The organism is Cellulosilyticum sp. (assembly GCF_982396655.1).
On record NZ_CEVXFV010000008.1, the window covers coordinates 67,621 to 93,158 of the forward strand.

Genomic DNA, 25,538 nt, shown 5'->3' on the forward strand with positions numbered 1-25,538 from the left:
AAACTTTTGTGTTTCACACAATCTGTCGGAAAATTTTTGGAAGAAGTTACCATATATTTACAAAATTAACGACAACTCCTCGGTATAATTAAAATACTGCAGGAGGGAGAGATATAAGTGATAAATACAAAAGAAGAAAAAGAAAAAGTAACATTATTGGAAGTCCTTAGACAGATAAAATGGACAAGCATTATCCTATGCATTGGTGTGTTTCTCATGAGCCGTGTAGCAGTATTTGATAATTTTTATACCTTGGGTATTTGTTACATTGGTGCATTGTTTTTTGACAAAGATATTAGAAGATGGGGAGCACTTATTGGCATACTAGGGCTCATTTCAATGGGACTTGGTCAAAGTGTAACAGTCAAATATATACTTATGATTCTACTTTTATGGAGTATTAGAGGGTATATGGGACTTTGTAAAATGGAGTTTAATACGCAAAATCAAAGTATTATAACAGGCTTATGTATATTTGCTATTAATTTAATTGCAGTGATTATAGCAGAACCTACTATATATAAAGTGCTTATTGTAGCTTTAGAGGGGGCAGTAGGTGTAGGCCTTGTCATTATATTTAGTTATAGTACAGAGATTATTTATACGAAGAAATGTACCCATCTGACAGATAAAGAAAGCATCAGTATGATTTTTTTAATAGCCTGCATGTTGGGAGGTACTTTGGATTTTTATGTACAGGTACCAGTGTTTAATCGTATTTTCTTTAGAGATGTGGTGATTTTTATCATTATGATTGCGGCTACATATTTAGGAAATATGCATGCAGGAACCACACTGACATTGGTATTAAGCATTTTGCTTGTACTGATTGGTTATGTATCACCAGAAATGGTGGTTGTATATGCTTTGGCAGCTTTTATTGGCGGGTTATTTTCTGTACTAGGACGCATAGGTGTTATGATTGCTATGGGACTAGGACTTATTTTAGGATTTAACTTATTTAATCATCAAGTGATGGATTTAAGCATTATAGGGGCATATTTAAGCGGAGCAGTAATTAGCCTTGTGATTCCTAGAAATTATTTTGGCATGGCAGAATGGTTTAAGGTGAAGGAAAGTACAAAAGATGAACAATATTTCTTAAGGCTACAAAATATTATGATTGAACAGGTAAATGGATTTTCTAAGGCGTTTGCAGATTTGAGTCAGTCATTTGATAAGATTGTAGATAAGAAGTTAGTATTAAATGAGAAGGATATTAAAGATATTATTGAATCTACTGGTGAAAAGATGTGTATGGACTGTGCTATGAAAAACTTCTGCTGGAAAGATTATTTACAAGCAACTTACAAAAGCGGTTATGAGATGATTAATTTAATCGAAAAGAAGGGAACATTGCAGCTTACAGATATACCGGAACGTTTTTCTAAATCCTGTATTAATCCGGAGAACTTTGCCTTTAGTTTAAGTTTTAGTCTAGAAATTTTTAAACGTAATATGATTTGGAAAAATCGTTTAGTTGAAATGAGAAATTTAATTGGTAGCCAATTTGAAGCTGTTTCTTCTAGTTTACAGACGCTAGCAAGCACTGTTAAAAATGATATTAATTTTAATAGAGAATATGAACGTATGATTAAAAATTACTTATATAATAAGGGAATCAATGTACAAGATGCTATTGTACTTGAATTAAGAGGACATGTTGAGGCAATTCATCTATTTATAGATTATCGTATTGATAAAGATTTAAAGGAAAAGTTAGTGAAATATATAGCTACGGCAATAGATGAACATGTGGAAATGGAAAAGTTCGAATATGCCCAGCCTAAAGGTTATTGCTATTTCAAATTAAAACTTCAGAAGCAATTTGGTATTTCAGCTAGTGCAGTTATGAGGCCTAAGGAAAAGGTGTCAGGGGATGTCTTTAGTTATAGACAAATTGTAGATGGTCAGTATTTACTGGCACTAGCAGATGGCATGGGCAGTGGGGAGGAAGCACAAGCGGAAAGCACGGCAACGATGGAACTATTTGAAGATTTGATGGCATCAGGATTTGAAAGACCACTTGCTGTGCAGATGATCAATTCCATGTTAGTGCTGAAATCTGATATCGAAAGCTTCTCAACGATGGATGTCACCATAGTTGATGAATATACTGGCATTGCAGAATTTCTGAAGATGGGGGCTGCATCTAGCTTTATTTTAAGAGAAAATGAAGTGACCACTATTCGTTCAGATTCCTTACCATTAGGTATACTCGAGCATATTGACGTAGAAGTTTATCAAAAGCAACTTCAAGATGGTGATATTATCGTCATGGTAACAGATGGTATGCTAGAAAGCAAAAATGAGTATGGCAGTAAAGAAGATACTTTTAAACACTTCATTTTAGAGATGGAAAGCCATAACCCTGAATATATGGCAAAACACCTAATGCAAAAATGTGTAGACCTTTTAGGTGGAGGCGACCAGGATGATATGACAGTATTAGTTGCAAGAGTGTGGAAACAGCAAGAAGCATTAAGACCATTAAATAATAAGCAAATTGGATAAAATTTTTACCAAAGGGGCTGAGAACATAGAAGTGTTCTCAGCCCGTATTTATTTTGGGGCTGTAATATTAAACACTGGTGAATAGTTTCACTCAAAAGTGGCAAGTTTTAAAAGAGTAGGTTATTTAGGTATATCTTTTAGTGATAAGAGGTGAGATATGAAAAAAGAGATTATTATAGATGGGAAGAAAAGTGATTGGTATAAGAAGGCTATATTTGTTTTGAAGGATGATGTCAAGAACCCACCCATGGCATATAAGCTTTCTTCTTATGCTGATGAGCTAATAGAAAGTTATCTTAAAAAAGTTCCTCAAAGCAGAAGGTCGAAATCACAAATAACTTTACAACGAAATATTAATTTGTTTTTTTATGGATGCATATTAAGTGCCATTATTGCGGTAATATTATTGGGTGTTAGGATATTTTCATAAGATAGGAAAAGCAATTGAGAAGGTTATTGCATGACTGTGGGGAGAGCAATAGCCATTTTTGCGTGATGTTATAATGCACATATAAAACAACATGGCATAACTTAGCATGATAAGGAACATTAATGTAAAAATGAAGAAATATAGGTGAAAGTAAGGCTCAGAACAAAAGTGCGTTTTGAGTCTTATTGCATTTTAGAAGATTGTTTTTGATTAAAATACTAAGTATGTTATTAATATTAAACGATAGTGAATATTTTTTATTCAAAATGGCAAGTTTTAAAAGAGTAAATTATTTTATTGATTATATTGTTATTATATTCTTAAGGAAACAAGTATTGAAATTACGATTAAATTTGATTTATAGTATAAGAGATAGCCGAAGTTTAGTAAAGAAGGACAAAGAGTCATAAAGAATAAAGCAAGTGAGTAAACATTTACTAATACAAATTTATAAGATAAGTCTATCAAAATATAAAATATGGCTATACTAAAGACGAGCCATGAAAATGGTGGTCTATAAAGGAGACAAAGGATGTCTAGAAAGATAGAACATAAACTCCAGAGATATATTGAGAAACATGAACTCTTGAAAAAAGGGGATGAAGTTGTCATTGGTGTATCTGGTGGAGCAGATTCGATGATGCTTTTTCATTATCTATATTCTCATCAGGAGCAGTATGGCATTCAGATTAAGGTTGCACATGTACATCATGGGATTAGGCAAGAAGCTGAAGCAGATGCTTTATATGTAGAAGAAGTATGTAAAAGGTGGAAAGTCCCATTTTATAGACATAATTGTAATATCAAAGAATTAGCTAAAACGAGACAGATGTCTGAAGAAGAAGTGGGACGAGAGGAAAGATATAATTTCTTTATATCTTTATTAAATCATAATGGTAAAATAGCAACAGCACATAACATGAATGACCAAGCTGAGACGTTAATGATGCGCTTTATAAGAGGAACAGACATTAAAGGATTAGGTGGCATTTCTCCTAAGAGAGGGGAGATTATAAGACCACTATTATGTCTTACAAGAGATGAAATTGAAAGCTATTGTAAAGCATATGACCTAAACTATAAAGATGACCATACCAACTTTTTACCAATTTATACACGCAATAAAATTAGACTGCAATGTATGCCGTATATTCAGAAGGAACTGAGCCCAGGTGTTATCAGGACATTAGGTGAGCATAGTGAACTTTATAGAGAAGAAGAAGACTTCTTAAGAGAGCATACCGAAGGTTTATTTAAAGCTTGTAGCAACATGGAGAATGATACAATACAGCTTCAGATTCAACTTTTAAAGACGTATCATAGTTATATGCAAAAACGTATAATTATGCTTGCTATTTATACATTCACGCATCATGGGAAGAATATTACTTCTAAACATATTGAATCTGTAGTAGGTCTTCTATATGGACAAAGTGGTAAAGAAGTGCACTTGCCGTATGAAACGATTGTAACAAGAGAGTATGATACTTTGATATTCAAAAAGGAACATATACAAAAAAAAGCATATAGCTATTTGCTTCATATGGGTAGACAGTATATAAAGGAAGCGAATTTTGAAATTGACCTAAGAATTGTAGGAAGTGAAAGAATTCAGCAAAAAGCCGAAAATATATATACTAAATATATTGATTATGGTAAAATGAAAAATGACTTTTGTATAAGAACAAGACAGCCTCATGACTACATTCAGCTAGGCATGGGCAGTAAAAAGTTAAAGAAGTTGTTTATAGACGAGAAGATTCCGAAAGCAGAAAGAGACTATGTGCCACTTATTGCAGTAGGAGACGAAATCGTATGGGTAGTGGGTAGTAATAAACTAAATACTAGTTACTATGTGACTGACCAGACAACACAAATTTTACAGATACAAATAACTTACAGAAATTCATAGGAGGCATTATGTTAAATTTAGATACGCTCATTTCAGAAGAACAATTACAAGGACGCATCAAAGAGTTAGGAGCGCAGATTTCAAAAGATTACGCTGGTAAAGAAATCATTGTTTTATGTATTTTAAAAGGTGGCGTTATGTTTATGACTGACCTTGTAAAACATATTGATGTACCATTAAAAATGGAGTTCATGGTAGTATCTAGCTACGGTGATGAATACAAAAGTAGTGGTGTTGTAAAAGTATTAAAAGACTTAGATGAACCAATTGTTGGCAAACATGTATTAATTGTAGAAGACATCATTGATTCAGGTAGAACATTAAGCTGTATTCAGAAAATGCTTCAAGAGCGAGGCGCTGAAAGTATTAAGTTATGTACACTACTTGATAAAAAAGAAGAACGCGTAACAGATGTTCATGTGGATTATGTAGGTTTCCCTATTGGCAATGAATTCGTAATCGGTTATGGGCTTGATTACAAACAATATTACAGAAATCTTCCTTATATTGCTGTAAATAGAGGTTAAAAAATAAAAGAGGGGAAGAGGAAGGAGGAATTTACGAGTGAAGAAAAAATTTAAAGGCACCTATATATATTTATTGCTATTAGCTGTGCTGATTATATTTATTTTCTATGGCACAAGTAGAGATTTATCTAGTACGACTAATCCAATGTCTTATGGTGAGCTTCTAACAGCTATTGAAAATGGGCAAATTAAAAGCATTGAACAAGTTGTATCAGATGGTGACTTAGGTGAATTTATTGTTATCGATAAAGATAATAATAAATCAACTGTGGAAGCACCTCAAAATGCATTTAGTACTTATTATTTAAGTTTATCACCTGAGGTGAGATCACAATTTACATTTGTAACCCGTGCTGTTCAAGCAAATATGTGGTTACCAATTTTACAAATTGTACTTATAGTGGGAATGTTTATTTTCATTATGGTATTCTTCGTTCAACAGATGCAAGGTGGCGGAGGCGGCGGAGGCCGTATCATGTCGTTTGGTAAAAGTCGTGCGAAGATGACTATTGATGATAAAGGGAATGTAACATTTAAAGATGTTGCAGGTCTAGATGAAGAAAAAGAAGAAGTTGCAGAGATTGTAGACTTCCTTAAAAATCAAAATCGCTACGTACAAGTAGGTGCTAAGATTCCAAAGGGTATTCTTTTAGTAGGACCTCCTGGTACAGGTAAAACACTTTTAGCAAAAGCTATTGCTGGTGAAGCAGGTGTACCATTCTTCAGTATTTCAGGTTCTGACTTCGTTGAAATGTTCGTTGGTGTTGGTGCTTCTCGTGTAAGAGACTTATTTGAGCAAGCTAAGAAAAATGCCCCTTGTATCGTATTTATTGATGAGATTGATGCAGTAGGCCGTAAACGTGGTGCAGGCCTCGGCGGTGGTCATGATGAAAGAGAACAAACACTTAACCAACTCCTTGTAGAAATGGATGGTTTCGGTGCGAATGAAGGTGTTATCGTTATGGCAGCTACTAACCGTGCTGACGTACTTGACCCAGCTCTTCTTAGACCAGGTCGTTTTGATAGACAAGTAACAGTAGATAGACCAGATATCACAGGTCGTAAAGCTATCTTAAAAGTACATTCAAAAGGTAAACCACTTAGTGAAGACATTGATATTGATGTTATTGCTAAAACTACATCTGGTTTCACAGGTGCAGATCTTGCTAACCTTATGAATGAATCAGCACTTCTTACAGCACGTCATAATAAACGTGCCATTGATATGGAAGAAGTACAAAAGGCCCTTATTAAAATTACAATGGGTACAGAAAAGAAAAGCCACATCATCACAGATGCGGAAAGAAAACTTACAGCTTACCATGAAGTTGGTCACGCGCTTACAAGTGAGTTATTAGATGAAATGGAACCAGTTCATAGTATCTCTATTATTCCAGTAGGTCGTGCAGGTGGATACACAATGCAGCTTAATGGTGAAGATAACTTCTACACTAAGAAAAAGATGTTACAACACATTATCGTATTCTTAGGTGGTCGTGCAGCAGAAGAATTAGTATTAGATGATATCACAACAGGTGCATCTAATGATATTCAAAGAGCAACGCAACTGGCTCGTGATATGGTTACAACTTATGGTATGAGTCGTCTTGGACCTATCAAATATGGCGATGAACATTCAGAACCATTCTTAGGCAGAGACTATAACCATACTCGTAACTATGGTGAAGCATTAGCTACAGAGATTGATAAAGTAGTTGGTGAAATCATTGAAGATTGTTATGAGCAAGCTAAAAGACTTTTACAAGAACATATGGATGTGCTTCATAAAGCTTCAAAAATCTTAATGAAAAAAGAAAAACTTACTGGTCAAGAGTTTAGAAAGATTATGAAGGGTGAAGAAATAGATGAAGAAAATGTAGCAGAGTTTAACATTTTTGAATCTATTGATGAAGTAGAAAAAGAAGGTAAAGTAACAGCAACTAAAGATGATGAAACACTTTCTACCATTCAAAATGCTTTTGAGAACACAGATACAGAGTAAGTAAATAATAGAAGTCAAAAAGCCGAAATTAGTTTTCGGCTTTTTATTTTAACTAAATTAGTTATAGTGGGGAGAAAGAATAATGAGAGAAAAAGTACTAGGCTATTTAAGAAGTCAATCAGATTATGTGTCAGGTGAAGAGATTAGTAAAAGCTTAGGGGTAACTAGAGCAAGTGTATGGAAGATAATTAATAAGCTTAAAGATGAAGGATATGAGATTGAATCAAGTACTAAGAAAGGGTACAAGCTCATAGAAACACCTAATGTTATTACAAGGGAAGAAGTTTTAAATATTATAACAACAAAAAGTTTGGGAAGAGATATACGCTACTTTAAAGAAATTGATTCTACTAATGAGGAAGTTAAAAGGATAGCAAGAGCAGGAGAAGTAGAAGGCGTTACAGTTATTGCGGATAAGCAAACAGCAGGCAAGGGACGTTTAGGAAGAAGTTGGGATTCACCAAGTGGCAATAGTATCTTTATGAGTATATTATTGCGTCCTCAAATCAGGCCAGATAAAGCAAGTCAGCTTACACTTATGGCTGGACTTGCTATGTGTGAAGCTATTTGCCTAGTAACAGGATTAGATGCTAAAATTAAGTGGCCTAATGATATAGTCGTGAGTGGAAAGAAGGTTTGTGGTATTCTAACAGAGATGAGTGCTGAGATGGATGGAATTAATTACATTGTGGTTGGCATTGGTGTCAACGTTAATAATACAGATTTCCCAGGCAATTTATCTTATGCGACATCACTTAAATTAGAAGGACAGAAAGAATATCAAAGACGTGAGATTATCAAGGTATTTTTAGAAAAATTTGAACCATATTATATGGCATATAAAGAGATGCCTACACTAGAAATGATTATACCTATCTACAAAAGATACTGTATAACACTTGCAGATAAGGTAAAAATAATAGATAGTATAAAGGAGTACGTTGCAACACCGTTAGATATAAACGTAGATGGAAGTCTTGTGGTGAAAACAGAAGATGGAGAGATAAATACTATTTTATCAGGTGAAGTATCCGTGCGAGGCATCTATGGGTATGTATAAAAAGAAGAAGGAGAATTAGAAAATGGATAAGCATGTATTAATATCAGTGTCACCTTATGTGCACAAATATTATTTAAATGAGAAATATAAGGATTTACCAGAGGGTATTGTAGAAACGCTTCGTGCAAAACTTGGTGTTATCGCAGAAAAAACAAACTGCATTATTACAGTTGGTTTTTATGAAAATGGAGAAATCTTTATTGAGGAACGTCAACAAGACCCTATGTTTTATGATGATATTGGAGCAAGTCTTGAGATTAAAAAATTACAGCAAGATGAAGCAGAGACTTTTAAGTCTATAAAAATGTGGTATATGATTTATCATACACCAAATGGCATGATTATGAGAGATGTGTTATTAATGCAAAGCGAAGGAAAAACGCCAGCAGAAATCATTGAAGCAGTTGTAGAAAAACATGGTGAAGATTACCGTCAATTTGTACAAGTTTTATTAGAAGATTAGGAAAAAGATTTGGTTCTAATGATGGCTTTAAATAGAGCTGTAATTATATACTAGTATAAAATATTGTGATATAATGTAGGCTGTCAAAATTAAGCGTTGCATCATAAGTGAACGAGAACCTAAAATATTAGGCGTTCACCTTAAAATGAGCGACAGCTAGGAGGAAAATCATGAAAACAATAAAGAACACGAAGACATTAGCACTAATGGGGGTATTAATTGCAATTGAACTTGTACTTACATTTACACCCTTAGGATTTATTCCCTTAGGCTTTATGAATGCGACGACATTACATATTCCTGTAATCATAGGAGCCATTTTCTTAGGACCTGTAGCTGGAGGAGTATTAGGCGGCGTATTTGGACTTTTATCAGTTATTACAAATACGATAAGACCAGGAGTTACTTCTTTCGTATTTTCACCATTCATCACAATAGGTGGTGTGACAGGTAACTTTATGAGTTTAGTGGTAGCTATCGTCCCACGTGTATTAATTGGTATTACAGCATACTATGCTTTCAAATGGATTAGTAAAATTGACAAGACAAAAATTACAGCATATATTGTTGCTGGTGTTGTTGGCTCACTTACAAATACTATTTTTGTAATGAGCGGTATCTATTTATTCTTTGGTGAACCATATGCAGCAGCAAAAGGGGTGGACTTTGGCGCTTTATTTGGTGTGATTATGGGTATTGTCGGGATAAATGGTGTGCCAGAAGCAATTGTCGCAGGTGTTTTAGTCCTTGCAATAGGTAAAGTGCTTGGACAAATATTCTTTAGAAACAGAGTGTAAAATGAGGTTAGGTGACATATGAAAAAGCATATTTTAATTGGTGTAACAGGTGGTATTGCTGTATATAAAATGCTAGATGTAGAAAGTAAGCTAAGAAAGCTTGGGTATGAGATGAACACAATTATGACCAAAAACGCTTGTGAATTTGTGCAACCTATGGCCTTTCAAACAATCTCAAATAATTATGTTGTAACAGATACTTTTGAGAGACCACATAAATGGGAGGTTGAGCATATTGCATTAGCAAAGAAGGCAGACTTAATGCTAATTGCACCAGCCACTGCTAATGTAATAGGTAAAATTGCCCATGGTATAGCAGATGATATGCTTACGACAACTGTAATGGCTGCAAAATGCCCAGTTGTTATTGCACCAGCTATGAATACAGCTATGTATGAAAATGAAATTGTACAAGAAAACATAGCTTATTTAAAATCAAAAGGATATTTATTTATAGAACCAGTAGCAGGAATGCTTGCTTGTGGGGATGTAGGTGCAGGAAAACTTGCTTCACCCGACGAGATTGTAGCATTTGTGTTAAAAGCTTTAGAAGAAGATGAAAAGAAAAATTTAAAAGAAGTTAATAATATAGCACAAGATTTAGAGGGAAAACATATTCTTGTAACTGCGGGGCCTACCATAGAAGCCATTGACCCATTTCGTTATATTACAAACCACTCTTCAGGTAAACAAGGCTATGCTATAGCTGAGAGAGCGGCAAAGCGAGGGGCAGAGGTAGTCTTAATTTCAGGACCAGTACAAATTCCAGTGCCAGAAGGCGTAAAGGTAATTAATGTAAAAAGTGCAAGAGATATGTATGCAGCAGCCCATGATTATTTTGAATGGGCAGATGCAGTAATAAAAGCTGCAGCTGTTGCAGATTATAGGCCTAAAGTAGAAAGTCATCATAAGGTTAAAAAAGGTGATAATGAAGAAATGACATTAGAACTTGTGAAAAATCCAGATGTGCTTCAAAGTTTAGGTGAAAGAAAAGAGAAACAAGTATTAGTTGGATTTGCGGCAGAAACGGATAATGTGATAGAATATGCAATGCAGAAGATTGCAAAGAAGCATTTAGACTTTATTGTTGCTAATAACATTGCAAAAGAAGGTGCCGGCTTTAAAGGTGATACCAATATTGCAACGCTTATTGAAGCAAATGGACAAATAACCGAGTATGCGCAAATGTCAAAACTAGATCTTGGAGATGCTATACTAGATAAAGTAAAGTGCTATTTTAAATAATTATAAGCAGGTGCCTAAACTCAAAGCTTGAGTTGATAATGTGATGCAAGTTACGTTATTTGGCCCTGCTTTCTTTGAACTTTTAATGATAGCATAAGAAGAAACGGAAAGAGGTAGAAAGATGTTATTAGCCATAGATATAGGGAATACTAATATAGTAATGGGGGTTATGAAAGGCTTAGACCTTATCGCTAGTTTTAGACTAACGACACAAACGCCACGTACATCCGATGAATATGGTATTATGATGGTTGAGATGTTAAGAGAGAGAAAAATTAATATTAATGATATTACAGCGGTTATTATGTCTTCTGTAGTACCGGATATTATGTACTCTCTAAATAATGGTATTAAAAAATATCTACATCATAAACCGCTTATTGTAGGACCTGGTGTGAAGACTGGCCTTGCAGTTAAGACGGATAATCCCAGAGAAGTGGGGGCAGATCGTATTGTAAACTGTGTAGCTGCCTATGAAATGTATGGTGGACCTTGTATGGCCATTGACTTTGGGACATCTACTACTTATGATATTGTTAATGCCAAAGGTGAATTCATTGGTGGTCTTATTACACCAGGTATTAGAATTTGTGCAGATGCTTTGTGGCAAAGAGCAGCACAGCTTCCTCATATGGAAATTAAAAGAACAAAAGGTATTTTAGATTGCAAAAATACTGTATCAAGTATGCAATCTGGACTTATCTATGGTTATATAGGGCAAGTAGAATACATTGTTAATAAAACCAAGGAAGCTATGGGATGCGATGACCTCAAAGTAATTGCTACAGGTGGACTTGCAAAAGTAATTCAAGATGGCACAAAAGTAATTACAAAGTATGACGGGTTACTGACTTTAAAAGGACTCGCTTTAATTTACGAAAAAAATAGATAGGATGATACAAAAATGAAATTTGGTACCGTAGAAACGGCTAATAACGTTTTTTTAGCCCCTATGGCCGGCATTACAGATTTACCGTTTAGGATAATCTGTAAAGAATTTGGTTGTGGGATGATGACCACTGAAATGGTAAGTGCAAAGGGCTTACTTTATGAAAATGGGAAAACAAATCAATTATTATCGGTCGATGAAATGGAACACCCAATAGGTGCACAGTTATTTGGTAGTGATCCAAAGATTTTGAGCGAAATGGCAAAACAAGTAGAGCAAAGCCCGGTTGACTTCATCGATATTAATATGGGTTGTCCTGCACCTAAGATTACTAAAAATGGAGAAGGTTCAGCACTACTTAAAAATCCACAGTTAATTGGTGAGATTGTACACGCTGTATCTAGCGTACTTACAAAACCACTCACTATTAAGATTAGAAAAGGCTTTGATGAGGATAACATTAATGCAGTAGAAGTTGCTAAAATCATTGAACAGGCAGGTGCAAGTGCCCTTGCACTACACGGTAGAACAAGAGAGCAATTTTATAGTGGCGTGGCTGATTGGGATATTATTAAAGAAGTAAAACAAAATATTAGTATTCCACTTATTGGAAATGGTGATATTAGAGGCCCAGAGGATGCAAAACGCATGATAGATCATACGGGCTGTGATGCTGTTTTAATCGCAAGGGGAGCACAAGGTAACCCTTGGATATTCAAGAGAACAGTACATTATTTAGAAACAGGTGAGCTTTTACCAGAGCCAACCTTTGAAGAACGCGCCGAAGTTATTTTAAGACATGCGAAAATGCTTGTAGAGTATAAAGGAGAATTCGTAGGAATTCGTGAAATGCGCACGCATCTTACATCATATGTAAAAGGTTTACATGGTGCGACGGACCTAAGACGTTCACTCACATCGGTAGAAACTTATGATGATGTAAAACGTATGTTAGAATACTGTGATGCAAGGCTTAGGGAATTCTCATAAGCTATACTTTTGTGACGCTAAAAATAAGTTTGTGCATAGAGTTTTAAATTCAAGGCAACCTATACACAAGCTTACTTATAAAGTGTTATGAAATGTAGCCCTTAAGTTGACAAACATAAGCAAGCTACGGTATAATTGTTAAATTAAAAAATGTACTATAATAACACAAATTATAAGAAACTAAAATATAAAAATATAGTAGTAAGCTAAGAAAGGGAGTACAGATATGGCTGGCAAAAAAGTATTACTCACATATGAGGGGATTAAAACATTAGAGGAAGAACTTCAAAACTTAAAAACAGTTAGACGTAACGATGTAGCTGAAAAATTAAAAGAAGCAAGAGCACAAGGTGACCTTTCTGAAAATGCAGAGTATGATGCAGCTAAAGAAGAGCAAGCTGAAATCGAGGTTAGAATCGTAGAACTTGAGACAATGCTCAAAAATGCTATCGTAATTGAAAATGAAGAAAAAGTTGAGGTTGTAAAACCTGGTTATAGAGTTAAACTTTATGATTATACTTTTGAAGAAGAAATTGAATATCTTATCGTAGGTTCAACAGAAGCTGACCCAGTAAATGGTAAGATATCTAATGAATCACCAGTAGGTATGGCATTACTTAACCACAAAGTCGGTGATGAAATCGAAGTTGATACTACTGATGGTGTAGATAAATATAGAATCTTAGATATCACAAACTAAGAGATAAGTGTAAAAGCACAAAGGAGGAATCAGTTTTGTCTGATCAAAATCAAGTACAAGAAAATGTTAGTGAATTAATCAAAGTAAGATATGATAAACTTGCTGCACTTCAAGAAAAAGGAAAAGATCCTTTCAAAGTGACAAACTTCAATGTAACAGCACACAGCGAAACAGCTAAGAAAGATTTCGAAGCTTTAGAAGCTACTGGTACACTTGAAGAGCATGAAATGTCAGAAAGAACTATGCTTTCAGTAGCAGGTCGTATCATGGCAAAACGTGATATGGGTAAAGCATCTTTCATTACAATCCAAGATCAAGAAGGTCGTATTCAATCTTATGTTAGAAAAGATGAGATTGGTGAAGATGATTATGCTGACTTTAAAAAATATGACATTGGTGATATCGTAGGAATCACAGGTTATATCTTTAGAACTCAAAAAGGTGAAATTTCTGTTCGTGCAAAAGAAGTAACACTTTTATCAAAAAGCTTACAAATCTTACCTGAAAAATATCACGGTCTTAAAGATGTAGAGATGAGATACCGTCAACGTTATGTGGATCTTATTGTAAATCCAGAAGTTAAAGATACATTCTTAAAACGTAGTGCGATTATCCGTTCTATGAGAAACTTCTTAGATAACCAAAACTTCATCGAAGTAGAAACACCAGTACTTCATGAAATCGCAGGTGGTGCAGCAGCGCGTCCATTCATTACACACCACAATGCATTAGATATCGACATGTACATGCGTATCGCTCCAGAACTTAAATTAAAACGCCTTATCGTAGGTGGATTTGAAAAAGTATATGAAATCGGTAGAGTATTCCGTAACGAAGGGATGTCTGTAAGACATAATCCAGAGTTTACAATTATGGAGTTATATCAAGCATTTGCTGACTTCCATGATATGATGGATATCACAGAAGCACTTATCAGAAATGCATCTCAAGAAGTTAATGGTACAGCTGTTATTGAATATGACGGTGTAACTATTGACCTTGAAAAACCATTCAAGAGAATTTCAATGGTAGATGCAGTTAAAGAATACACAGGTGTAGACTTCAGAGCAATTAAAGATTTAGAAGAAGCAAGAGCTATTGCTAAAGAAAAACATGTTGCATTTGAAGAACATCACATGAAAGGTGATATCTTAAACTTATTCTTCGAAGAATTCGTAGAAGAACACCTTATCCAACCAACATTCATTACAGAGCATCCAGTAGAGATTTCTCCACTTGCAAAACGTAAACCATTAGATCCAGAATACACAGAAAGATTCGAGCTCTTCATCGTAGGTCGTGAACATGCTAATGCGTTCTCAGAACTTAATGACCCAATCGATCAAAGAAGTCGTTTCAAACGTCAAGAAGAACTTCGTGCAGCTGGTGATGATGAAGCTTGTGAAATCGATGAAGATTTCTTAACAGCACTTGAATACGGATTACCACCAACAGGTGGACTTGGCATTGGTGTAGATAGACTTGTAATGTTACTTACAAACTCAGCATCAATCAGAGACGTATTATTATTCCCAACAATGAAACCACTTAACGACTAATCTCGTTAATATACTAATAAAAGCTAGTAAGATAGTTTAACTTATCTTGCTAGCTTTTTGTTTTATAGAAATTATTATATTTAGGAGCCACATTTTTAGATTCTCAAAATAGTTGGAATGCAGTTTCCTATGATTTCAGCCATTTTTGATTCGGTTTCTTTACAATCATTATCTACCCAGTGCTTTAATGCAAAGGTAAATCCTGCTTGAAAAGCAATGAAATAGTACATCATTTCAGATTCATCTGTAATGCCAGCATGTTCACAGCGTGGTTTGATAATTTGATGCCACATACTGTCATATCCTTGTTCCAGTGGAAAGGTACGTCTGGTCTGTAGATTGATTTTATAAAAGTAACTGTGCTTTTTAATGTGCTGTAAAAAGGGAATGAAAGATTGGACAGAAAAAATCTGACGACTTTCATTTGAGGCTGTAGAATAGCTATTTAGTAATTCCTTTCTTAATTCTAGTTCCATTTTGTCTAAAAGATCATAAATATCTATAAAATGTGCGTAGAAAGTAGAGCGATTTACATTGGCTTTTTCACAAATTTTTTTAACCGTTATTTTATCGAAAGCTGTGTTTTTCATTAGTTCTAACATAGCGGATTGCATGCGAATTTCCATATCTCTGAAACGTTGGTTATTTTTTTTATTCATATGACTCTTTCCTTTATTATTCCAACACAAATTGGAGTATTGATGGTTGATTTTGATATTTTAGCATTGGATAATAAAGAAAGCAAGTGATAATCAGCAAGAGAGGCGGAGGAATTGAATGAAAGCAGCAATTTATGGCGGAAAAGAAACTATAGAAATAAAAGACATACCTATACCAAAGGTAGGAGAAAATGATGTCTTATTACAAAATATATATTCTAGTATTTGTGGGACAGATGTAGCAGTCTTTGAACATGGCCCAGGTACTGGACATAAAATTACCGTAGGACAGGAATTTGGGCATGAGACAATTTCACGAGTGGTAGCAGTAGGTAGCAAAGTGACAGACTTTAAAGTAGGGGAAAGAGTTTATCCTTATCCACGATTAGTAACAGGTGATTCAAAGAGGGCTGGAACAATTGGCGGATTTTCTGAGTATATTCTGGCGCCTAATGCAAAACGAGACATTACATTATATGAGGTGGATGAAACAATCACAGATAAGATGGCATGTTTAATTGAACCATTTACTGTAGGTTGCAGAGCAGCAAGACGGAGTCAACCAAAACCAGGAGAAAAGGCGGTTGTCTTTGGTTGCGGAACTATTGGTATAGCGGCAGCTATTGCCCTTTGCTACTTTGGGATAGAGCAGGTGATGATTTGTGATAGATCAGATTATCGCTTAAAGATTGCCAAGGATATGGGGTTTACTGTGTGTAATACAGCGAGAGAAGACTTTGAGCAGGTGGCAAAATCCTATTTTGGTATGGCACCATCTTTAAATGGATTAGTAGCAGATATTGACTGTTTCATTGATGCAGCAGGAGCAGAAAAAATTCTACAGATATTCATGGATTTTGGGAAGATTGAAAGCCGATTTGTGTCAGTAGCAGTAAATAATGCAATCCGAGATCTTGACCTTTTACACATGACTTATGCTCAGAAAAGCATTATTGGTTCTGGCGGATATATGCCAGAGGATGTTAGAGATGTCATGGAAATTATGAAAAGCAAGAGATGGGATATTGAATCTATCATTACTCACGAATATCCATTAGAAAAGATAGAGGATGCAATCAGAAAAGCTTCAGATTCCAATCAGGCATTCAATGTCATGATAAGTTTAAATACGGAGAGGGGGAAGAAGGATGGAAGGAAAACCGTTTATTAAACTCTCCTTAAAAATGTTGGGTACAATCCTTATAGCAATCATTGGTATTCTACTACTAGGTATAGGTTTATGCTCAGTTATGGTGTGGAACGCCTTAATCATTGGAATTATCATTGGGATCATAGGAATTATAATGCTTATTGCTTTAATACCACTAGTTAAAGGATTAAAATAAGTATTTTTACACTATAATAAGACACATGTTCCACAAAATTTAAAATAACACATAAATAAAAAGCTGTCCTATTTGGATCATTTAACTAAACGACATGATTCAAATAGGACAGCTTTTTTATGTTCTAGGAAAATTTAAGAAGCACCAACGGGGCATTTTGCTACTTTTGTTTTTATAACACTCCTTTTAAAATAGAAATTTTTGTAAATTACTATAAAAATGCGTAATAATATTGTAAAATATAAATAATCGAATATTAATTCTGTCTATGGTATAATGAGTTGAATATATTTAGGGGTGCTACAAATGAAAAAATATAAGATAAAACCGCTGAATGGTTACTATCATTACAAGGTAAAAAAAATTTGGCTCAAGAGATTACTTTTCTTGATTATAGGCTTTAGTGTTATTTGTTTTGGCATCATAGGAAATAGACAAGATTTTGGGGAAGATTTGAAAGAACTTAACTTAGAGAGGGTAGAAAATAAAAATGTAGAGTCTATTTATATAGACGGTAATAAGGTGGAATATGGCTTATATAAGCAGAAGCAGGAAGTTAGGGGGATTTATATTCCAGCTAGTAAAGTAGAAGATTATGAAGAATATATTGCTATGGCAAAGCGCACTAATGTAAATAGTTTTGTTATAGATGTCAAGAATGATCAGGGCTATTTAACATTTGCATCTAGCAATAAAAAGCTTGTAGATAGGGGATGTGTGCTTGCTAGTCCGCCTATTGAGGATATTCAAAAGGTTATGAAGCGACTTTATGAGGAAGATATTTATCCTATTGCACGTATTGTAACCTTTAAGGATAATGTAGCAACGGAGCATTTTCCTGGTTTGGCGATGAAGGATTTAGAGGGGGAAGTTTTTGAGACTAAAACAGGGGATAAATGGCTTAATCCTTATAATAAGGAAAATTGGGAGTATATATTAGAGGTATGTAAAGAAGCGATTAAAGTTGGTTTTAAGGAAATACAGTTTGATTATATTAGATTTCATGAATCTATGACAGAAGAAAGGGTACAATTAGGAACTGATAAAAGTAAATCAGAGGTTATTACGGAATTTGTAACATACATGTGTGAGAGCCTTAAAGAATATGGTGTAAGTGTTTCAGCTGATGTATTGGGGGCTGTAGTAATGAGTAAGGTGGATGGAGAAAATGTAGGACAAGATTTTAATGAGCTCTGTAAGCATTTAGACTATATATGTCCTATGGTGTATCCTTCTCACTATGCAGCTGGAACGTTTGGAATAGAGTACCCACATATACAATGTTATGATATAATATTAAGGTCAATGGAACTTGCACAGGATAGATTAATGGAGAATCCGCGAGATGAACGAAAAGCACAAATTAGGCCGTGGCTTCAGGATTTTACATTAGCAGGAATGGAGCCTTATCAATTTTATGGTGAAGAGCAGATCAGAAGTCAAATTCAGGGAACTTATGATGCAGGAATTGATGAATGGCTATTCTGGAATGCATCTGGTAAGTATACAGAAGCAGGGTTAGATGATGAATAAAGGATGTGATTCTTTGATAGATCAAAATAAAATCATTCTTATGACAAAGCTTGAAATGTACAATAAGAAATACGGCAATGAAGATAGAAAGCGCTGCAAGTATTTTCTTGAGGATTATATATATATTAAGAATTTTAAAACGAGAGTATGTTTTACCTTGGTGGTATTATTTTTCTTAGTAGTAGGAGCAACAAAGATTGTAACTCAAAATATTATAATACCAGAATCACTAGAACAGTTTATGGGTACCTATATAAATCCCTATATATTGCCTTGGCTAATTGGAATTGTGGTCTATACATTAGTTTCTTCATGGGTGTATAGTAAAAAATACAGAGCGTCTCAGAAGCGACTAAGGCAGTATCGTAAAATCTTAAAGGAGTTAGATGATTATGAGAGTGGTAAAGAGGAGGCGTTAAATGAAAGCAATTGAAAGGTTATTAACGTTAAGACAAAATATCATTAAGTGGTACAAGCAGTATGAATATATTACCGCACCTATTTTAAAGTTTATCATGATTTATATCATACTAAATATGTTAATCATAAAAACAGGATATCAAGGTGCCCTTAGCAATCCTATAATTGTATTATTTATTAGCCTTATAGGAACAGCACTTCCGGAAAAGGGAATATTGCTAGGCAGCGTAATTTTAACACCTCTTTATGGCTTGACATTAAATCCTATATTAGCTGGAATTGTATTTTTATTCTTGGTGATTTTATACTTATTATTTATGAGATTATTTCCTAAGGAGAGCATCTTAATTATTCTTACAATAGCCGCATTTGCCCTAAAGATGGAAGTTTTAGTACCCGTTGTGGCAGCATTAGTAGGTGGTTACATAGGCATTATAGGAATACTGTTAGGTGTATTCATGTGGTTTGTGATTCCTAATTTGGCGGAAGCAGTGGTTATTACAGGAACCGGTAAAGCGGCCTTAATGGAAGCAGCAAAAAATCTAACAACTATAAATGTTAGTAGTATTGTTGTAGATCAAACAATGCTTTGTGTAATGATTATATTTTTTGTAGTTTTTAGTACGGTTTATTTTATTAGAAGATTGGCAGTAGATTATGCTCCTTATATTGCTATAGGTATAGGGGCTGTTATGAACATAGTAGGCTTTAGTTTAGCAATATTATTTTTAAAAATCGATGTTAGTTTAACAAGTATGTTGTTTACAACATTACTTTATACTTTAATAGCTATTATTGTAGAGTTTTTCTCTAAGGTATTGGATTATGAACGTTCAGAAGTTTTAAACTTTGAAGATGATGACAACTATTATTATGTTAAAGTAGTGCCTAAAATTTATCTAACAACGACTAGTCGCAAAGTAAAGCGTGTTTATAATAATAAACCGAATAAAAATACAACTATGCCATATAATATGATGGAAGATGAAAAGGATACAAGTCTCTAAAATGAGCTTGTATCTTTTATTTTTTCAATTTATGTATATTATATAGACGGATTAACAAAAATAAAAAATATTTCTAAGCTTAAACACACGAAGCGAAAAAAACATGTTATAATAAAGTGTAAATAAATTATAAAGGAGTTTTGGCCAGTGGATGTAATAAAAGAAGTAATTAGTAAGATACCTAATATCGGCATCCCACATATTGGCATTCGGGATATAATAGATGTATTGGTGGTTGCTTATTTAATATATATTTTGCTCAAGTGGATTAAAGATACAAGAACGTGGGCACTTTTTAAAGGTGTGGTTGTTGTATTAGCCGTGGCCATCATAGCATATGTTTTTCAGCTGCATACATTATGGTGGGTCATTTCTAAAACCATTACATTTGGTGCATTTACCCTATTAGTTGTTTTCCAACCAGAGCTCAGACGTGCACTTGAACAGATTGGTCGTGGCAATATGTTTGCGACGGTGTTCAGTATTACAGATAATAATGAGCAAGATGGTATGACAGATGAAGCAATTGAGGGAATTGTGAAAGCGTCACTTCATATGTCTAAGTATAAGACAGGTGCCCTTATGGTAATCGAACAGGAGACTAAATTAGGGGATGTAGAGCGGACAGGAATTAGTATAGATGCAGTACTTACAAGTCAGCTTTTAATCAACATATTTGAAAAAAATACACCACTTCATGATGGCGCAGTCATTATAAAGAATAATAGGGTATCTGCGGCAACTTGCTTCTTACCATTGACTGACAGTATGGACGTTAGCTTAGAACTTGGTACAAGACATCGTGCGGCTATTGGCATTTCAGAAGTTACAGATGCCATTGTTATTGTTGTATCAGAAGAAAATGGCACCATTTCATATGTAAGAAATGGGAAAATCAGACGTAATCTGGATGCGGACATGATTAGAAAGATTTTACTTTCAACAAGAAGGAAAAAACGCACCGATAAGAAGATACTCGATCGAAAACGTGCTATTTGGAAAGGAAGGGTCAAAGATGAATAAGATATCAAGAGAAGACCTTTCATGGAAAATTTTATCATTAGCATTAGCAATGATATTATGGTTATTTGTTATTAATACACAGAATCCTACCCAGCCTCAGACCATTAAAAATGTACCTGTGACAATTAAAGGCCTTGATGCATTAGAGGCACAAGGATATGTACTTAAAAATGAAGATGAGATTAAAAATCAAGCCTTTGCTGTAACAATCAGAGGACCTCGTTTAGAGATTGATAAGGTTTATAACAATAATCTAATTACAGCAACGCTAAATCTAAATCAATATCTAGGTGATTTGAATCAAGATTCTATTCAGTGCCTAGCTAATTATACAATTGATATTATGCTAGATGGACACTCGATTACAGTGACAGATAAAAAGCCACAATTCACAAGTATTGTGCTTGAGCGTGAAGCATCTGTAACACGTAATGTTGAGTATCAGATAGTAGATGGCAGTACAAATGGCTATGAACTTCTAGGAGACCCAGTACTAAGTCCAACAACTATTGAAATTAAAGGTGCTAAATCAGCAATTAATGATATCGCATCTGTAGTAGTAAATATTGATGGCAGTACATTTTCAGATGAAAAGCTAGTACAACGCTTGCCAGTTACCATATATGATGATGAAGGTAATGAGATAACAGGTCTAGTAACATCACCGCAGAATATAGAGGTAAGGCTTTTGATTGGTAAACTTAAAAATGTACCACTTAAAGTAAGTGTAACAGGTTCCGCACAAGAAGGATATGTTTATGTAGGAAATAAGTGTGAGCCACAAATCGTGACTATCGTAGGAAAAGCTGAAATTGTAGATAACATAAATGAAATTTCATTAGAGCCTATTGATATTAGTGAGATTACCCAAACAACAGTTATACCGGCAAAGTTAGAGCTACCAGATGGCGTAACGACAAGTAATGCAAAAGAAGTTAATGTAACTATTGAAATAGACAAGGAAAATACCTATATTTATAATATTCCAGTATCAATGTTGAATGTAGAAGTGACAGGTCTTAGTAGTAGTTTAAGTTATGAAATACTTACAAGTGAGATACAGGTAGGTATTTCAGCAACAGCAGAAGAAATCTTATCATATAATGCTGCACAGATTGCGGCGGAGCTTAAGACAACGTTGGATTTAAGTGGCTATAGTGAAGGGGATTATACATTACCACTGAAAGTACAAACTACAGCTAAATTTAAAGTGTTGAATGATACGATAGATTTAGAGGTAAAGCTTGTAAGCTTAAGTAATGTGGAGGAAGAAACACCACCACCTTCGGAAGAGGAAACGCCAACACCTTCAGAAGAGGAAACACCGACACCTTCAGAGGATAATACAACAGCAACACCAACGGAACAAACACAAGAATAAGAAGAACCTGCCACGAAAGTAATTTCGTGGCAGGTTCTTCTTATTCTATTAAGTTCAATTTGATTTACTTAATAAAAGATTGAAAATAAAGTAAAGTTGTAATAATATATTAATATATAAAAGTAAGACGAAGTGGCCGAGGCATGACTAAGGAGCATATAATGTTTAAAGTAATAGGCTTGGGGAGTGAGGGAATAAGATGAAGAAGAATGTGACTATGTCAGATATAGGTAAAGCATTAAATGTAAGTACTGTAACAGTATCTAAAGCCTTAAGTAACAAAGAAGGAGTTAGTCAGGCTGTAAGAGAGCAAATTATAGAAATGGCACAACAAATGGGTTATACCTATAATGGCGGTAATAAGAATGAAGGTAAGGATACATATTTTAATATTGGTATTTTAGTACATGAACATTTCATGAATGAAACAGGTAATTCATTTTATTGGAAAATATATCAAAATATCACGAGTAGTTTAAAGGATAATAATAGTTTTGGGATATTGGAGCTGTTGGATCGTCACTACAAAAATCATTTGCCTAAAATAATTAGTGAGAATAAGGTGGATGGTATTATTTTATTAGGCCAAATGGATGATGACTATGTTGAACGATTATATAATACGGGAATCCCTATATTATTGCTAGACTTCTATAATCAGGATGCTAAGTATGATAGCATTATTAATGATAGTTTTTATAGTGCTTATATGCTAACAAATCACTTAATAAACCAGGGGCATACGAAGATTGGGTTTATAGGAGACATACATGCAACGAGTAGCATTTTAGACAGATATTTAGGGTATTGCAAATCGCTCATAGAACATCATATTCCATTAAATGAAGCATATGTTATTTGTGATCGTGATGCAGATGGCTTGTATATTGAGTTTGACTTGCCAGAGGACATGCCAACAGCTTTTGTATGTAACTGTGATGAGGTTGCCTATGTATTTATTAATAAACTTAAAAGTATGGGACTTAATGTACCAGAGGATATTTCAGTAGTAGGCTTTGATAACTATATGTTTTCTACATTTATTAGCCCAGCGCTTACAACTGTTTCAATTAATGATGAGGAAATGGCAGAAGTAGCCGTAACAAGCATATTACGAAAAATTAAAGGTGAAAAGAAATCTTTAGGAAGACGTATTATTACAAGTAATATTATTTATAGAGACTCTGTTAAAAAAATTAAGTAAAAAGTTATAAAGAAGCAGGTTGCTGTAACCTATGAATTAGGAGCAGTAACCTGCTTTTTTGTAGTATAGGAAAAAAGTATGTGACAGATTAAAGTTAAGTAAAAAAGAAATTAAATTCAAGTATAACTTAAGAGGAGAAATAAAAAGAATAGCTATTTTATAACAAAACAAAAACTAAAAAATCTAAAACTTATAATAAATTATATAATATAATAAATAATTGTTGATTTAATTTAGTTAATAATTTATAATAAATTTAGGAAATAAAAGTTACTTAAAAATGAATTTGTTACTTAAAATTAACTAGATGTATAAGCTACAGGGAATGACAGTATGAACATATTATTTGGAGGGATACATATGAAATTACAAAAGGTATTATCTTTAGCTTTAGGAGTAACAATGGCAGCAACAGCACTTGTAGGATGTGGCGGTGGAACGGCAAAAGAAACAGCAGGAGAAACTACTGACAATACAGCCACTACGGAAGCGAGTGCAGAAACAGGCACAACAAATCCAGAAGATATTTCAGGAGAGATTACTTTTATTACACACAGAACGGACATTACAGATACATTACTTCAAGAATACATTGATGAGTTTAATAAGGAATATCCAAATGTAAAAGTAAATATAGAGGGGATTACAAACTATCAAGATGATATTAAAGTGCGTATGAATACAGCAGAATATGGGGATGTTTTAATGATTCCTGATATTAATAAAAATGAGTATTCTAATTTCTTCATACCTTTAGGAAGTGTTGATGAGTTAAGTACAAAATATAGAAATATGAATGATAGGGCCTTTGATGGACAGGTTTATGGTATTGCTTCAATGCTTACAGCACCAGGCGTACTTTATAACAAAAAGGTATTTGAATCAGCAGGAATTACAGATATCCCTAAAACACCAGATGAATTCTTAGCTGCAATGCAAAAAATCAAAGACAATACAGAGGCTATTCCTTACTATACGAACTATGTAGCACAATGGACACTCACACAATGGGAAGCTAATAGATGTGCATATGGTGACCCAGAGATACTTATTAAAATGTCACATGACGATGCACCTTTTGGACAAGGGACAGTACATTATGAAATCTATAAATTAATGTATGACTTAGTTAAACAAGGTTTAGTAGAAGATGACCCTATGTCAACTGATTGGGAATCATCTAAACAAATGCTTGCAGATGGTGAAATTGGAACTATGGTGCTTGGTGAATGGGCAGTTTCACAAGTAAAAGCATTAGCAGAAAATCCAGAAGATATTGGCTATATGCCATTCCCTATTACGGCAGAAGATGGTAAACAATATGCAGAAATTGCATCAGACTTTGCATATGGTGTTAACAAAAATACAAAATATCCAGAAGCTGCACTTGCATTCTTATGGTGGATGGTAGATAAATCAGGTTATGCACAACATGAAGATGGTATTCCAGCGCAATTAGATGCAGATTTCCCAGAAGCTTTATCAGCTTTTGAAGATGCAGGCGTAGAGTTTGTGACACTTACACCAGCACCAGCAGGTGAAGAAGACTTATTTGACAGCATTGACAATGGCTCAGAAGTTGGTACATGGCAGCCAAAATGGAAGCTTATTATGATTGAATCAGCAATTGGCAACAGAAGTGAAACTTATGATGAAATCTGTGATCAGATGAATAAAGATTGGGCTGCTAGCAGAGCAGAATTTGATAAATAATATCAGATAGTTAATCATTTTAAAATTTCCTTATAAGGAGGGGGAAACCCTTCCTTATATCAACTCATTAAAAGCAGTTTTTAGAAGTTACTACAATTAATAGGATTAGAAGTTTAAATATAAATTCTTTGACAAATATAAATTGAAAATAGGCTTCTAAGTAA

At 34.2% G+C, this 25,538-nt stretch carries 23 protein-coding genes; 22 read left to right on the forward strand and 1 reads right to left on the reverse strand.

Annotation, left to right across the window (positions count from 1 at the left end; translation table 11 throughout):
• Positions 1–117 precede the first annotated feature (117 nt).
• From AC1VAQ_RS05405 to lysS, 13 genes are all read left to right on the forward strand, one after another.
• Positions 118–2,514, forward strand: a complete 2,397-nt coding sequence (locus tag AC1VAQ_RS05405) for a SpoIIE family protein phosphatase (RefSeq protein WP_479903572.1) — start codon at positions 118–120, stop codon at positions 2,512–2,514.
• 157 nt (positions 2,515–2,671) lie between these two features.
• Complete coding sequence (locus AC1VAQ_RS05410; RefSeq protein WP_479903573.1) at positions 2,672–2,944, forward strand: hypothetical protein; 273 nt, start codon at positions 2,672–2,674, stop codon at positions 2,942–2,944.
• A 532-nt stretch (positions 2,945–3,476) separates the two neighbouring features.
• A complete protein-coding gene (gene tilS, locus AC1VAQ_RS05415; protein ID WP_302595842.1) occupies positions 3,477–4,856 on the forward strand; it encodes a tRNA lysidine(34) synthetase TilS in 1,380 nt (459 codons plus the stop codon).
• An 8-nt stretch (positions 4,857–4,864) separates the two neighbouring features.
• Complete coding sequence (gene hpt, locus AC1VAQ_RS05420; protein ID WP_302595840.1) at positions 4,865–5,383, forward strand: hypoxanthine phosphoribosyltransferase; 519 nt, start codon at positions 4,865–4,867, stop codon at positions 5,381–5,383.
• A gap of 37 nt (positions 5,384–5,420) precedes the next feature.
• Complete coding sequence (ftsH, locus tag AC1VAQ_RS05425; RefSeq protein ID WP_302595839.1) at positions 5,421–7,385, forward strand: ATP-dependent zinc metalloprotease FtsH; 1,965 nt, start codon at positions 5,421–5,423, stop codon at positions 7,383–7,385.
• An 82-nt stretch (positions 7,386–7,467) separates the two neighbouring features.
• Positions 7,468–8,445, forward strand: a complete 978-nt coding sequence (locus AC1VAQ_RS05430; RefSeq protein ID WP_302595838.1) for a biotin--[acetyl-CoA-carboxylase] ligase — start codon at positions 7,468–7,470, stop codon at positions 8,443–8,445.
• 22 nt (positions 8,446–8,467) lie between these two features.
• Positions 8,468–8,908 (forward strand): DUF6145 family protein, encoded by a 441-nt coding sequence (locus tag AC1VAQ_RS05435; protein WP_302595836.1) that lies wholly within the window; start codon positions 8,468–8,470, stop codon positions 8,906–8,908.
• Positions 8,909–9,078: 170 nt separating this feature from the next.
• Complete coding sequence (locus AC1VAQ_RS05440; RefSeq protein WP_302595834.1) at positions 9,079–9,705, forward strand: ECF transporter S component; 627 nt, start codon at positions 9,079–9,081, stop codon at positions 9,703–9,705.
• Between the two features lie 18 nt (positions 9,706–9,723).
• Complete coding sequence (coaBC, locus tag AC1VAQ_RS05445; protein WP_302595832.1) at positions 9,724–10,950, forward strand: bifunctional phosphopantothenoylcysteine decarboxylase/phosphopantothenate--cysteine ligase CoaBC; 1,227 nt, start codon at positions 9,724–9,726, stop codon at positions 10,948–10,950.
• A gap of 121 nt (positions 10,951–11,071) precedes the next feature.
• Positions 11,072–11,842: a type III pantothenate kinase gene (locus tag AC1VAQ_RS05450; RefSeq protein WP_302595831.1), complete on the forward strand. Its 771-nt coding sequence runs from the start codon at positions 11,072–11,074 to the stop codon at positions 11,840–11,842.
• Positions 11,843–11,854: 12 nt separating this feature from the next.
• Positions 11,855–12,829 carry a tRNA dihydrouridine synthase DusB gene (dusB, locus tag AC1VAQ_RS05455; protein WP_302595829.1) on the forward strand — a complete coding sequence of 325 codons (975 nt, stop codon included), beginning with the start codon at positions 11,855–11,857 and terminating at the stop codon, positions 12,827–12,829.
• A 226-nt stretch (positions 12,830–13,055) separates the two neighbouring features.
• Positions 13,056–13,529 carry a transcription elongation factor GreA gene (gene greA / locus AC1VAQ_RS05460; RefSeq protein ID WP_302595828.1) on the forward strand — a complete coding sequence of 158 codons (474 nt, stop codon included), beginning with the start codon at positions 13,056–13,058 and terminating at the stop codon, positions 13,527–13,529.
• Between the two features lie 35 nt (positions 13,530–13,564).
• Complete coding sequence (gene lysS, locus AC1VAQ_RS05465; RefSeq protein ID WP_302595826.1) at positions 13,565–15,088, forward strand: lysine--tRNA ligase; 1,524 nt, start codon at positions 13,565–13,567, stop codon at positions 15,086–15,088.
• A gap of 95 nt (positions 15,089–15,183) precedes the next feature.
• Here lysS and AC1VAQ_RS05470 read toward each other — a convergent pair whose 3' ends face one another.
• Positions 15,184–15,747: a TetR/AcrR family transcriptional regulator gene (locus tag AC1VAQ_RS05470; protein ID WP_302595824.1), complete on the reverse strand. Its 564-nt coding sequence runs from the start codon at positions 15,745–15,747 to the stop codon at positions 15,184–15,186.
• Positions 15,748–15,865: 118 nt separating this feature from the next.
• Here AC1VAQ_RS05470 and AC1VAQ_RS05475 point away from each other — a divergent pair, with 118 nt between their 5' ends.
• The 9 genes from AC1VAQ_RS05475 (at position 15,866) to AC1VAQ_RS05515 (ending at position 25,374) form a co-directional block, all read left to right on the forward strand.
• The gene (locus tag AC1VAQ_RS05475; protein WP_302595822.1) at positions 15,866–16,918 is read left to right on the forward strand and encodes a zinc-dependent alcohol dehydrogenase; all 1,053 of its coding nucleotides are present in this window, start codon (positions 15,866–15,868) and stop codon (positions 16,916–16,918) included.
• Positions 16,896–17,093, forward strand: coding sequence for a hypothetical protein (locus AC1VAQ_RS05480; protein WP_302595820.1), 198 nt, complete (start codon positions 16,896–16,898; stop codon positions 17,091–17,093). Before AC1VAQ_RS05475 ends, AC1VAQ_RS05480 begins: the two co-directional genes overlap by 23 nt.
• 306 nt (positions 17,094–17,399) lie before the next feature.
• On the forward strand, positions 17,400–18,626 hold the full coding sequence (locus AC1VAQ_RS05485) for a putative glycoside hydrolase (RefSeq protein ID WP_479903574.1): 1,227 nt from the start codon (positions 17,400–17,402) through the stop codon (positions 18,624–18,626).
• The gene (locus AC1VAQ_RS05490; protein WP_303243824.1) at positions 18,616–19,059 is read left to right on the forward strand and encodes a hypothetical protein; all 444 of its coding nucleotides are present in this window, start codon (positions 18,616–18,618) and stop codon (positions 19,057–19,059) included. Before AC1VAQ_RS05485 ends, AC1VAQ_RS05490 begins: the two co-directional genes overlap by 11 nt.
• Complete coding sequence (locus AC1VAQ_RS05495) at positions 19,046–20,053, forward strand: hypothetical protein (RefSeq protein WP_479903575.1); 1,008 nt, start codon at positions 19,046–19,048, stop codon at positions 20,051–20,053. The genes AC1VAQ_RS05490 and AC1VAQ_RS05495 overlap by 14 nt, the downstream gene beginning before the upstream one ends.
• 147 nt (positions 20,054–20,200) lie before the next feature.
• Entirely contained in the window at positions 20,201–21,076 is an 876-nt protein-coding gene (cdaA, locus tag AC1VAQ_RS05500; protein WP_302595815.1) for a diadenylate cyclase CdaA, read from the forward strand.
• A complete protein-coding gene (locus AC1VAQ_RS05505) occupies positions 21,069–22,457 on the forward strand; it encodes a CdaR family protein (protein ID WP_302595813.1) in 1,389 nt (462 codons plus the stop codon). Before cdaA ends, AC1VAQ_RS05505 begins: the two co-directional genes overlap by 8 nt.
• A 199-nt stretch (positions 22,458–22,656) precedes the next feature.
• The gene (locus tag AC1VAQ_RS05510) at positions 22,657–23,661 is read left to right on the forward strand and encodes a LacI family DNA-binding transcriptional regulator (RefSeq protein WP_302595812.1); all 1,005 of its coding nucleotides are present in this window, start codon (positions 22,657–22,659) and stop codon (positions 23,659–23,661) included.
• A gap of 360 nt (positions 23,662–24,021) precedes the next feature.
• Positions 24,022–25,374 carry an ABC transporter substrate-binding protein gene (locus AC1VAQ_RS05515; protein WP_302595811.1) on the forward strand — a complete coding sequence of 451 codons (1,353 nt, stop codon included), beginning with the start codon at positions 24,022–24,024 and terminating at the stop codon, positions 25,372–25,374.
• Positions 25,375–25,538 lie beyond the last annotated feature (164 nt).

What these genes read in the sequence shown, in the direction of transcription:
- AC1VAQ_RS05435 (WP_302595836.1), top strand. Translation starts at nt 8,468, where the DNA reads ATGGATAAGCATGTATTAATATCAGTGTCACCTTATGTGCACAAATAT.
- AC1VAQ_RS05475 (WP_302595822.1), top strand. Translation starts at nt 15,866, where the DNA reads ATGAAAGCAGCAATTTATGGCGGAAAAGAAACTATAGAAATAAAAGAC.
- AC1VAQ_RS05515 (WP_302595811.1), top strand. Translation starts at nt 24,022, where the DNA reads ATGAAATTACAAAAGGTATTATCTTTAGCTTTAGGAGTAACAATGGCA.
- AC1VAQ_RS05495 (WP_479903575.1), top strand. Translation starts at nt 19,046, where the DNA reads ATGAAAGCAATTGAAAGGTTATTAACGTTAAGACAAAATATCATTAAG.
- AC1VAQ_RS05480 (WP_302595820.1), top strand. Translation starts at nt 16,896, where the DNA reads ATGGAAGGAAAACCGTTTATTAAACTCTCCTTAAAAATGTTGGGTACA.
- AC1VAQ_RS05430 (WP_302595838.1), top strand. Translation starts at nt 7,468, where the DNA reads ATGAGAGAAAAAGTACTAGGCTATTTAAGAAGTCAATCAGATTATGTG.
- AC1VAQ_RS05490 (WP_303243824.1), top strand. Translation starts at nt 18,616, where the DNA reads ATGATGAATAAAGGATGTGATTCTTTGATAGATCAAAATAAAATCATT.
- AC1VAQ_RS05450 (WP_302595831.1), top strand. Translation starts at nt 11,072, where the DNA reads ATGTTATTAGCCATAGATATAGGGAATACTAATATAGTAATGGGGGTT.
- dusB (WP_302595829.1), top strand. Translation starts at nt 11,855, where the DNA reads ATGAAATTTGGTACCGTAGAAACGGCTAATAACGTTTTTTTAGCCCCT.
- AC1VAQ_RS05470 (WP_302595824.1), bottom strand. Translation starts at nt 15,747, where the DNA reads ATGAATAAAAAAAATAACCAACGTTTCAGAGATATGGAAATTCGCATG.
- AC1VAQ_RS05505 (WP_302595813.1), top strand. Translation starts at nt 21,069, where the DNA reads ATGAATAAGATATCAAGAGAAGACCTTTCATGGAAAATTTTATCATTA.
- AC1VAQ_RS05410 (WP_479903573.1), top strand. Translation starts at nt 2,672, where the DNA reads ATGAAAAAAGAGATTATTATAGATGGGAAGAAAAGTGATTGGTATAAG.
- AC1VAQ_RS05485 (WP_479903574.1), top strand. Translation starts at nt 17,400, where the DNA reads ATGAAAAAATATAAGATAAAACCGCTGAATGGTTACTATCATTACAAG.
- hpt (WP_302595840.1), top strand. Translation starts at nt 4,865, where the DNA reads ATGTTAAATTTAGATACGCTCATTTCAGAAGAACAATTACAAGGACGC.
- tilS (WP_302595842.1), top strand. Translation starts at nt 3,477, where the DNA reads ATGTCTAGAAAGATAGAACATAAACTCCAGAGATATATTGAGAAACAT.
- AC1VAQ_RS05440 (WP_302595834.1), top strand. Translation starts at nt 9,079, where the DNA reads ATGAAAACAATAAAGAACACGAAGACATTAGCACTAATGGGGGTATTA.
- AC1VAQ_RS05510 (WP_302595812.1), top strand. Translation starts at nt 22,657, where the DNA reads ATGAAGAAGAATGTGACTATGTCAGATATAGGTAAAGCATTAAATGTA.
- greA (WP_302595828.1), top strand. Translation starts at nt 13,056, where the DNA reads ATGGCTGGCAAAAAAGTATTACTCACATATGAGGGGATTAAAACATTA.
- coaBC (WP_302595832.1), top strand. Translation starts at nt 9,724, where the DNA reads ATGAAAAAGCATATTTTAATTGGTGTAACAGGTGGTATTGCTGTATAT.